Raw genomic sequence first — 11,472 nt, 5'->3', positions numbered from 1 at the left:
GTAAAAGGCTTTAGTATTGCAAATGACTTGGCTGAAGGTGTTGATGGTTCAATCATTAACGCATTTAACGCCGATGCAGATTCACTAAAGCTATTAAAGCAGACTGAAGATATCGAAGATGAGAATGCTCTCTCAGCTATTCGTATCTATAAAGTTATGAGACCGGGCGAGCCTGTAACTAAAGAGGCTGCAAGAATATTTGTAAATCAGCTTTTCTTTGATCCTGAGAGATATGACTTGACAAAAGTTGGTCGTATGAAGATGAATCATAAGCTAAGTCTTAATATTCCAGAGTACATAACTGTTCTTACGCATGAAGATATTATAGAATCAGTAAAATATGTTATTAAAGTAAAAAACGGACAAGGTCATATTGATGATAGAGATCACCTTGGAAATCGTCGTATTCGTTCTATCGGCGAACTTTTAGGAAATGAGTTACATAACGGTCTTATTAAGATGCAAAAAGCGATTCGTGACAAACTCTCAACTATGAGCGGACCGATGAGCGAGCTTATGCCGCATGATTTGATAAACTCAAAGATGATTACTTCAACAATTATGGAGTTCTTCTCGGGCGGGCAGTTATCACAATTTATGGATCAAACAAATCCACTCTCAGAAGTAACGCATAAACGCCGTCTATCAGCTCTTGGTGAAGGCGGTCTTGTTAAAGAGCGTGCAGGATTTGAAGTGCGTGACGTTCACCCGACTCACTACGGTAGAATCTGTCCAGTTGAAACTCCGGAGGGTCAAAATATCGGTCTTATCAACACTCTTGCAACATATGCAAAAGTAAATGAGCACGGCTTTATTGAGGCACCATATAAAGTTATGAAAGATGGAAAAGTTCTCAATGAAATTGTTTATCTTACTGCAACTCAAGAAGAGGGCAAAAAGATAGCAGCCGCTTCAAACAAATTGGACGAAAACGGTCAGTTTGTAGATAAGCTAGTTGTTACAAGAATGGATGGAGAGATTCTTCACCGTTCTATAAATGAGTGTGAATATGCCGACCTTTCATCTCACATGGTTGTCGGTGTAGCTGCATCACTTATTCCATTTTTGGAGCATGATGATGCAAACCGTGCACTTATGGGCGCGAACATGCAACGTCAAGCAGTACCACTTATTAAATGTGAGGCACCAATGGTCGGAACAGGCGTTGAGAAGCTTGTTGCGCGTGACTCATGGGAGTGTGTAAAAGCTAGACGTTCAGGTATTGTAGAGAAGGTAGACGCTAAACACATCTACGTTATGGGAGATGACGAAGGAGATATTTATATAGATTACTATCCATTGCAAAAAAATCTTCGTACTAACCAAAATACAGCGTTTGCACAAAAACCGATTGTAAATATCGGACAGAGAGTGGAGACGGGACAGATAATTGCAGACGGTCCAAACATGGATCAAGGAGAGCTTGCTCTTGGTGTAAATGCCATGGTTGCGTTTATGCCTTGGAATGGTTATAACTTTGAGGATGCTATCGTAATCTCAGAGAGACTAATCCGTAAAGACGCATTTACATCTGTTCATATCTACGAGAAAGAGGTTGAAGCAAGAGAGTTAAAGCATGGTGTTGAAGAGATTACCCGCGATATTCCAAACGTAAGAGATGACGAGTTATCTCATCTTGATGACAGCGGTATCGTTAAAATCGGTACAACTGTTACGGGCGGTATGATTCTTGTCGGTAAAGTTTCTCCAAAGGGTGAAGTTAAACCTACTCCTGAAGAGAGACTTCTTCGTGCAATTTTCGGCGAAAAAGCCGGCCACGTTATAAACAAATCTCTATACTGTCCTCCAAGCATGGAAGGCGTTGTAGTTGACGTTAAAATCTTTACAAAAAAAGGTTATGACAAAGACGTACGCGCGTTAGAGCTTGAGAAAGAAGAGCGTGATTATTTAGAGCGTGAGCACTATGACAGACTTCTTATGATAGATAAAGAGGAGATGCTTCGCGTAACTAAGCTTCTTACAAAAGAGCCTCTGACGACTGATATTAAAATCGGTAATACAAATTACAAAACAGGTGATTTGATAGATGCAAAAGATTTAGTTGAAGTAAACCGTTTTGCTATGAATGCGATTATAAAATCATTCAGCGAAGAGATTCAGTCAGAGTACAATAAGACTAAAAACTACTTCCAAAAGGAGAAGAGACTCTTCCGCGATGAACATGAAGAGAAATTAAATATCTTAGAAAAAGATGACATTCTACCTAACGGCGTTGTGAAGTATGTAAAAGTATATATCGCTACAAAACGCCAGTTAAAAGTCGGTGATAAAATGGCTGGACGTCACGGAAACAAGGGTATAGTTTCAATCATTGTACCAGAGGTTGATATGCCGTACATGGAAGATGGAAGAAGCGTTGACATTTGTCTCAATCCGCTAGGTGTTCCTTCTCGTATGAATATCGGGCAGGTATTAGAGATGCACTTGGGTATGGCAGGTCGTGAACTTGGACATCAGATTACAAAAGAGTTTGAGTCTAAACAAAAAAATTTCATCCAAAATATCCGTGCTAAGATGATTGAGATTGCAGATGTTGCACTTATGATGAATGCAAAAGAGGTTATCACTAAAATGAGTGATGATGAACTGCTTAATCACGCACGTGACTGGTCAAGAGGTGTTAAGTTTGCATCCCCGATTTTTGAAGGCGTAAATTCAGAAGAGTTTGAGAAGATTTTCAAGCTTGCTAAGATGGAGACAGACGGTAAAGTTGTACTTTACAACGGTTTGACGGGGGAGAAGATAAAAGAGCGTGTAAACGTTGGTTACATGTATATTCTTAAACTTCATCACCTTGTTGATGAGAAGATTCATGCACGTTCAACCGGACCATACTCTCTTGTTACACAGCAACCGGTCGGCGGTAAAGCGCTCTTTGGTGGTCAAAGATTTGGAGAGATGGAAGTTTGGGCACTTGAAGCGTATGGTGCAAGTGCAGTACTTAAAGAGATGCTTACTATCAAATCTGATGATGTTGATGGACGTGTCCGTGCGTACAAAGCGATTACAAAAGGTGAGTTAGTTCCGGAATCAGGCATTCCTGAGACTCTATTTGTATTGACAAAAGAGCTTCAAGCATTAGCTCTTGATGTAGAAATATTTGACGAGGTAGAAGACAATGAGTAAATTAGTAGCTATTGAAGTAACTGAAGAGAAAAGACCGACTGATATAAAGCAGATACAGTTTCGTTTAGCTTCCCCTGAGAAGGTGTTATCTTGGAGTCATGGTGAAGTAAAAAAACCAGAAACTATCAACTACCGTACGCTTAAACCTGAGCGTGACGGTCTTTTTTGTGCTAAAATTTTTGGTCCTGTAAGGGATTATGAGTGTCTGTGCGGCAAATACAAAAAGATGCGTTACAAAGGCGTTGTATGTGAGAAGTGTGGTGTTGAAGTAACTAGCACTAAAGTTCGCCGTACCCGCATGGGGCATATAGAGCTTGTGACGCCTGTTGCACACATCTGGTATGTCAGTTCACTACCTTCTCGTATAGGTACTCTTTTGGGTATCAAGATGAAAGATTTGGAGCGCGTGCTTTATTATGAGGCGTACATTGTTGAATCGGGCGGAGAGGCATACTATGATGCTGAAGCTAAAACTCCTGTTTTAAAATATGACGTTTTAAATGAAGAGCAGTACCGTACTTTAGTATCAAGATTTGGTGAATTGGGCTTTAGAGCTCGCATGGGCGGCGAAGTTGTTCGTGATTTGTTAGACTCAATCGATTTAGTTGATGCGTTTACACAGCTAAAAGAAGATATTGAACTTACAAAAAGCGAAGCAAAAACAAAAACTATTGCTAAGAGACTTAAGGTTATTGAATCATTTCTAAATTCAGGAAACAATCCTGCATGGATGATGCTTACGGTTCTTCCTGTCCTTCCGCCGGATTTAAGACCGCTTGTATCACTCGATGGCGGAAAATTTGCAGTATCAGATGTAAATGATCTCTATCGCCGTGTTATCAACCGTAACCAACGTCTTAAGCGTCTTGTAGAGCTTGAAGCACCTGAGATTATTGTTAGAAATGAGAAGCGTATGCTTCAAGAGTCGGTTGATGCTCTATTTGACAACGGTCGTCGCGCAAATGCTGTAAAGGGTGCTAACAAGCGTCCACTGAAATCTTTAAGTGAGATCATTAAAGGTAAGCAGGGTCGTTTTAGACAAAACTTACTCGGTAAGCGTGTTGACTTCTCCGGACGTTCTGTAATTGTTGTAGGTCCAACGCTGACAATGGATCAGTGTGGATTACCTAAGAAGATGGCACTTGAACTCTTTAAGCCGCATTTGATTGCAAAACTTGAAGATAAGGGTTATGCAACAACGGTTAAAGCTGCTAAAAAGATGATTGAGGACAAAACAAACGAAGTTTGGGAGTGTCTTGCTGAGATAGTTGATGGGTATCCGGTACTTCTAAACCGTGCGCCTACGCTTCACAAGCTCTCTATTCAAGCGTTCCATCCTAAGCTAATTGACGGAAAAGCTATTCAGCTTCACCCTTTAGTTTGTGCTGCGTTCAACGCCGACTTCGACGGTGACCAGATGGCTGTACACGTTCCACTTGGCTCAGCTGCTATTGCAGAGGCTAAAGTCTTGATGATGGCATCCATGAATATCCTTCTGCCTGCATCAGGAAAAGCGATAGCTACGCCTTCACAAGATATGGTTCTTGGTATCTACTATATTACTTTGGAGAAAAACAGCGTAAAGGGTTCAAACAAACTTTTTGCAAACGTTGATGAAGTAAGAATAGCAATTGAGCATGATGCGTTAGATATTCATGCAAAAGTAAGAACTAGAGATGAGGGAAGAATCATCCATACAACTGCAGGACGTATGTTGCTTAAAGCAATATTGCCTGACTTCGTTCCATCAGAACTTTGGAATAGAGTTATGAAGAAAAAAGCTATAAATGAACTAGTTGACTATGTTCAAAAACATGGCGGCATAGGTATTACAGCCGGTTTCTTAGACAGACTTAAAGATTTAGGTTTCAAACATGCTACAGAATCAGGTGTCTCTATCTCTATTGATGATATTAAAATACCTGAGGGAAAATCAGTTAAGATCGCTGACTCTAAAAACAGAGTGTTTGAGATTCAAAAGCAGTATGAAGCGGGTCTTTTAACTGAACAAGAGAGATATAACAAGATTATCGACGTTTGGACAGACACAAACAACACTCTTGCAGCACAGATGATGGAGCTGGTTCAAACAGATAAGAGCGGGTTTAACTCTATCCACATGATGGCAGATTCTGGCGCTCGTGGTTCTGCTGCACAAATCCGTCAGCTTGCCGGTATGCGCGGTCTTATGGCTAAACCAAGCGGTGAAATTATTGAAACTCCGATTATCTCTAACTTTAAAGAGGGTCTTAACGTAATCGAGTACTTTATCTCCACTCACGGAGCTAGAAAAGGTCTTGCCGATACTGCTCTTAAAACTGCAAATGCGGGTTATTTGACTCGTAAACTTGTAGATGTTGCGCAAAATGTTAAAGTTGTTGAGCATGATTGCCATACTCATGAGGGTATTGAGATCTCAGATATAAGTGATCAAAATACGCTTATCGAATCTCTTGAAGATAGACTCAACGGCAGGGTTTTAGCAGATGATGTTATTGACCCGATAAGCAACGAGATACTTTTTGCCGAGGGAACACTTCTTGATGAAGTAAGTGCAAAAGTTATAGCAGAGGCTGGCATCAAAACAGCATATATCAGAACACCGACTACATGTAAGAGTGAAAACGGTATATGTGCACTATGTTACGGCGTAAACCTTGCAACAGGATATATAGTTCGTAGAGGTGAGGCTGTTGGTATTATTGCCGCACAGTCAATCGGCGAGCCTGGTACACAGCTTACTCTTAGAACATTCCACGTTGGTGGAACAGCAAGCTCGACTGCTCAAGAGAGACAGGTTGTTGCTGAGAAAGAAGGTTTTATCCGTTACTACAACCTTAAAACTTATGCTTCAAAAGAGGGCAAAAACATAGTGGCAAACCGCAGAAATGCAGCAGTGCTATTGGTTGAACCAAAAATCAAAGCTCCTTTTGCCGGTAAAATTGAGATTCAGACTGTGCATGATGAAGTTATCATCAGCGTATCTTCTAAAACTGATACTGTTCGTTACGTACTACGTAAAAACGAGATTGCTAAACCTAATGAGTTAGCAGGTGTCGGCGGACAGATTGAAGGGAAATATTACTTCCCGTATGAGAGCGGTTCTGAAGTTAAAGAGCATGAATCAATTGTTGAAACAATTAAAGATGGCTGGAATGTTCCAAGCCGTATACCATATGCATCTGAGCTTTTAGTTGCAAATGGAGCACCTGTAACACAAAAGATTTTTGCAAAAGAGGAAGGAGTCGTGAAATACTTCTTGCTAAAAGGCGATTATTTAGAGAGATTTGAGGGGCTGAAAGCTGGCTATGAAGTAGTAGAAAAAGGTCTTTTTGCTACCGTTGTAGATGCTAACAATCGTGAAGCGGTACGTCACTATATTGCGCGCGGTTCTGTAATCGTTGCAGAAGATGATGTTCTTGTAGATCCTAAGTCTGTTATAGCTAAGCCAAAGAGTGATGAGTCGACTGTAATTGCAGAGTGGGATCCATACTCTAACCCGATTATCTCCGAGACAAACGGTGTGGTTCATTTTGAAGATATTATCAGCGGAACAACTGCAACAGAGCAGTATGACGAGCTAACTGGTAAAACTCGTTTAATGATAAGCGATCACGTATCTACAGAGTACAAACCGACAATTGTTCTTGCAAGTGAAGATGGTGAACTTTTAAGATACCAGCTTCAACCAAAAACATCTATATATGTACAAGACGGAGCAAAGGTTAAAGTAGCAGATATTATTGCAAAAACACCAAAAGCTCTTCAAAAGTCAAGCGATATTACCGGGGGTCTTCCTCGTGTAAGTGAACTTTTTGAGGGTCGTAGACCAAAAGCAACAGCACTAATATCTGAGATAGATGGAAATGTTAGTTTTGGAAAGCCTCTTCGTGGAAAGATTAGAATTATCGTTGCATCTGATAACGGCATAATTAAAGAGTACTTTGTAGACAAATCGCACACTGCGGTTGTCAACACGGGAGACTTTGTACATGCCGGCGAGAGATTGACATCTGGTATTATCTCTTCACATGAGCTTCTTCGTATTATGGGTGTTAAAGCACTTTATAACTACCTAGTAAGCGAAGTGCAGCAGGTTTACCGTTCACAAGGTGTTAATATTTCTGATAAGCACATCGAGGTAATCTTTACTCAGATGTTAAGACAGATAAAAATTGTAAAATCAGGCGATACGAAGTTTATAGAGGGAGATCTAATCTCTAAAACGAAGTTTGCTCAAGAGAATGAGAAGATTATTAAACTTGGCGGTCGCCCTGCGATTGCAGAGCCATTCTTGGTTGGTATTACAAGAGCTGCCGTTTCAGCTGATAGTATTATTTCTGCTGCATCATTCCAAGATACTACAAAAGTATTGACAGAAGCTGCTGTTAGTGCGAAAGTAGATGATCTAAACGACCTTAAAGAGAACGTTATTATCGGACGTACTATTCCGGTTGGAACAGGTATCTATAAAGATCAGCAGATTGTGTTTGAGTATAATTAAAGTTTAATCTTTATATATTTAAATAAACTCAACCTCTTGCATAAGTGCAAGAGGTTGATCTCCTCTTAAACTCTTGTTATCTATGATTAGCCTCTATAATTTCTCACATAAAACTCTATATATTAATTTATACTTAAAATAAGCTAACTTTAATCACTTTTTTTATAAGATTACGCGTCTATAACTCCCTAGAGAATAGCGAGTTAAATTCTACTGGAAAAATTAAGTAAAGGAATTGTATGCCTACAATCAATCAATTGATTCGCAATGAGCGTAAACGTGTGGTTAAAAAATCAAAATCACCTGCTCTTGTATCATGTCCACAGCGTCGTGGTGTTTGTACACGTGTTTACACAACAACACCAAAAAAACCTAACTCGGCTTTGAGAAAAGTTGCAAAAGTTCGTTTGACTTCAGGTTTTGAAGTTATTTCTTATATCGGTGGTGAGGGTCACAACCTTCAAGAGCACTCAATCGTACTAGTTCGTGGCGGTCGTATAAAAGATTTACCCGGTGTTAAGTATCACATCGTTCGTGGTGCACTCGATACTGCAGGTGTTGCAAATCGTACTGTTGCTCGTTCTAAATACGGAACAAAACGTCCTAAAAAATAGGGACTATTTTTTAGGAACCTAAACATTAATTAGTACGCGAAACGAACAAGTCCGTTTCACTACGCTAACGCTAAGTTCACTTCAGCAGTGGGCTCATGAAACTAGTTTCATTTGAAATTGTGTTTTAGTGAAAAGCTGAAAAATATTAAGCTAACACAGGATATATCTTAAGTGATATATTTTGAGTAAATTTAAAAAAAAATTGAAGTAAGGAAAATTACAAATGAGAAGAAGAAAAGCTCCCGTTCGTGAAATTATGCCTGATCCTGTTTATGGAAGCAAAGTTTTAACGAAATTTATAAACAAAATTATGTATGACGGTAAAAAAAGTACAGCTGAAAAGATTATTTACAGCGCTTTAGATATCGTAAGCTCTCGCGGCGAAAAAACAGGTATCGATACATTTAACGATGCTATTGAAAATATTAAGCCGATTATTGAAGTTAAAAGTCGCCGTGTTGGTGGTGCTACTTATCAAGTTCCAGTAGAAGTACGCCCGGTACGCCAATTGTCGCTAGCTATTAGATGGTTAGTTGATGCTTCTAGAAAAAGAAACGAGAGAACAATGGCTGAGAGATTGGCTAATGAGTTAATGGATGCTGGATCTGAAAAAGGTAACGCATTTAAGAAAAAAGAAGATACTTATCGTATGGCTGAAGCAAATAAAGCATTTGCTCACTATCGTTGGTAATAGGATAAATTATGGCAAGATCACATAAACTAGAAGATGTAAGAAACATCGGTATTGCTGCTCACATTGATGCGGGTAAAACGACAACAACTGAAAGAATTCTGTTCTATACAGGTCGTGAGCATAAAATCGGCGAGGTTCATGATGGCGCTGCTACAATGGACTGGATGGAGCAAGAGCAAGAGCGTGGTATTACTATTACTTCTGCTGCGACAACTTGTGAATGGGATAACAAGCAGATTAACATCATTGATACTCCGGGTCACGTTGACTTTACTATTGAAGTTGAGCGTTCTATGCGTGTACTTGATGGTGCTGTTTCAGTTTTCTGTGCAGTTGGCGGCGTTCAGCCACAATCTGAGACTGTTTGGAGACAAAGAAATCGTTATGGTGTACCATCGATTGTATTTGTTAACAAAATGGACAGAACAGGCGCTGATTTTTATCAAGTTGAAGCTCAAATTCGTGATCGCCTAAAAGGAAATCCTGTTCCAATCCAATTACCAATCGGTGCTGAGGATGGTTTTACAGGTGTTGTAGATCTTGTTAAGATGAAAGCAATCGTTTGGGATATAGATGCTGCAATGGGTTCAAACTACCATGTAGAAGAGATTCCTGCAAATATGCTAGACAAAGCTGCAGAGTATCGTGAAAAGATGATTGAATCAATCTCTGAAGTTGACGGAAACGAAGAGCTTGCCGAAAAATACCTTGAGGGTGAAGCGCTAAGCGAAGAAGAAATTATTGCAGGAATTAAAGCTGCAACAATAGCTATGCATATAGTTCCTATGACTGCAGGAACAGCATTTAAAAACAAAGGTGTTCAGACTCTTCTTGACGCGGTTGTTGCGTATCTTCCTTCTCCTGTAGAGTGTGCTCCGATTAAAGGCACTATGATGGATGATGAAGAGCAAGAAGTCATAGTTCCATCTACTGATGATGGCAAGTTTGCTGCTTTAGCATTTAAGATTATGACTGACCCGTTCGTTGGAACATTGACTTTTATCCGTGTTTATCGCGGTTCATTAGAAGCAGGTTCATTCGTTCATAACTCTACAAAAGATAAGAAAGAGCGTATTGGTCGTATCGTAAAGATGCATGCTATTAAGCGTGAAGAGATTAAAGAGATTTACGCAGGTGAAATCGGTGCAGTTGTTGGTCTTAAATATACAACTACCGGTGACACTCTTTGTGACGCAGATGAGACAGTTGTCTTAGAGCGTATGGTATTCCCTGAGCCGGTTATCTCTGTTGCTGTTGAGCCAAAAACAAAAGCAGATCAAGAGAAGATGGGACTAGCACTTGGTAAACTTGCTGCAGAAGATCCATCTTTTAGAGTTCATACTGATGAAGAGACAGGACAGACAATTATCTCAGGAATGGGCGAATTGCACCTTGAAATCCTTGTTGACCGTATGAAAAGAGAGTTTAAAGTAGAAGCTGAAGTTGGTGCGCCACAAGTTTCTTACCGTGAAACTATCAAAAAAGAAGTTGAACAAGAGTACAAATACGCAAAACAGTCTGGTGGACGCGGTGCTTTTGGTCATGTATACCTTAGAATCAAGCCGGGCGAGCCTAGTACAGGTTTTGTTTTCCATAATGAAATCAAGGGCGGGGTAATTCCAAAAGAGTATATTCCTGCAGTTGAGAAGGGTTGTTCTGAGACAATGAGCAACGGTGTTCTTGCGGGCTACCCGATGGAAGACGTTGAAGTTACACTTTACGATGGTTCATACCATGAAGTAGACTCGAACGAGATGGCATTTAAACTTGCTGCTTCAATGGGCTTTAAAGAGGGTTGTAGAAAAGCAAATCCTTCAATTTTAGAGCCAATGATGAAAGTAGAAGTTGAAGTTCCAGAAGATTACATGGGTGATGTTATCGGCGACCTTAACCGTCGTCGTGGACAGATCAACGCAATGAGCGACAGAAGCGGAAACAAAATTGTTGATGCATTCGTTCCACTTGCTGAGATGTTTGGTTACTCAACTGACCTTCGTTCTGCTACTCAAGGTAGAGCAACGTACTCTATGGAATTCGATCACTATGAAGAAGTTCCAAAAAATGTATCTGAAGAGATCATTAAAAAGAGAAACGGCTAAACCGCTACAAAAAGTGCCTCCTCTCAATTGAGGGAGGCATTAACTCCAAACTATCTACAAAAAATCAAAATTTTATGATATATTAGTTTTATTTCTATTTTTTATATAAAATAGAAATTTTACAACTGCTCTTAAAGCCAGTATAATTACATAAACGACAGATGTCCAAAGAAGAGGGTGTAGAAAATTTCCCCGCTCCATCATGAGAGAGGCTCTTTGAATCGGCGAGCTTAAGAAGTCTGAGTGCTGTAAAACAGAAAGCACCAGCAAAATCGCTAAGAAGTAAATAAGTTCAATTTTTATTTTTTTAATCATAATACAATTATATCTATTATAATTAAAAAAATAAAAAAATTAGGCAAAAAAAGATGAAAAAAATTGACTAAAACAAAAATAATTGACCAAACCATTTTT

5 protein-coding genes are annotated in these 11,472 nt (G+C 39.6%); all 5 read left to right on the top strand.

All coding sequences use genetic code 11. The features are described 5' to 3' along the window. Positions 1-3,147: DNA-directed RNA polymerase subunit beta (rpoB, locus tag RQ763_RS04615; protein ID WP_314151474.1), on the top strand; the 3,147-nt coding region annotated here is incomplete at its 5' end. Next, complete coding sequence (gene rpoC, locus RQ763_RS04610) at positions 3,140-7,651, top strand: DNA-directed RNA polymerase subunit beta' (protein WP_314151473.1); 4,512 nt, start codon at positions 3,140-3,142, stop codon at positions 7,649-7,651. The genes rpoB and rpoC, both read left to right, overlap by 8 nt. A 239-nt stretch (positions 7,652-7,890) precedes the next feature. Beyond that, positions 7,891-8,265 carry a 30S ribosomal protein S12 gene (gene rpsL / locus RQ763_RS04605; RefSeq protein WP_314151472.1) on the top strand — a complete coding sequence of 125 codons (375 nt, stop codon included), beginning with the start codon at positions 7,891-7,893 and terminating at the stop codon, positions 8,263-8,265. Positions 8,266-8,488: 223 nt separating this feature from the next. Next, a complete protein-coding gene (gene rpsG / locus RQ763_RS04600) occupies positions 8,489-8,956 on the top strand; it encodes a 30S ribosomal protein S7 (protein ID WP_294929066.1) in 468 nt (155 codons plus the stop codon). A gap of 11 nt (positions 8,957-8,967) precedes the next feature. Next, positions 8,968-11,058, top strand: a complete 2,091-nt coding sequence (gene fusA / locus RQ763_RS04595; RefSeq protein ID WP_314151470.1) for an elongation factor G — start codon at positions 8,968-8,970, stop codon at positions 11,056-11,058. The last annotated feature ends 414 nt before the right edge of the window (positions 11,059-11,472 follow it).

It is taken from the genome of Sulfurimonas sp. (assembly GCF_032250635.1).
Taxonomy (GTDB): Bacteria; Campylobacterota; Campylobacteria; order Campylobacterales; family Sulfurimonadaceae; genus Sulfurimonas.
The sequence above is the reverse complement of the archived record's forward strand: the minus strand, read 5'-3'. Positions and strand labels throughout refer to the sequence as shown.

What these genes read in the sequence shown, in the direction of transcription:
- rpsG (WP_294929066.1), top strand. Translation starts at nt 8,489, where the DNA reads ATGAGAAGAAGAAAAGCTCCCGTTCGTGAAATTATGCCTGATCCTGTT.
- fusA (WP_314151470.1), top strand. Translation starts at nt 8,968, where the DNA reads ATGGCAAGATCACATAAACTAGAAGATGTAAGAAACATCGGTATTGCT.
- rpsL (WP_314151472.1), top strand. Translation starts at nt 7,891, where the DNA reads ATGCCTACAATCAATCAATTGATTCGCAATGAGCGTAAACGTGTGGTT.
- rpoC (WP_314151473.1), top strand. Translation starts at nt 3,140, where the DNA reads ATGAGTAAATTAGTAGCTATTGAAGTAACTGAAGAGAAAAGACCGACT.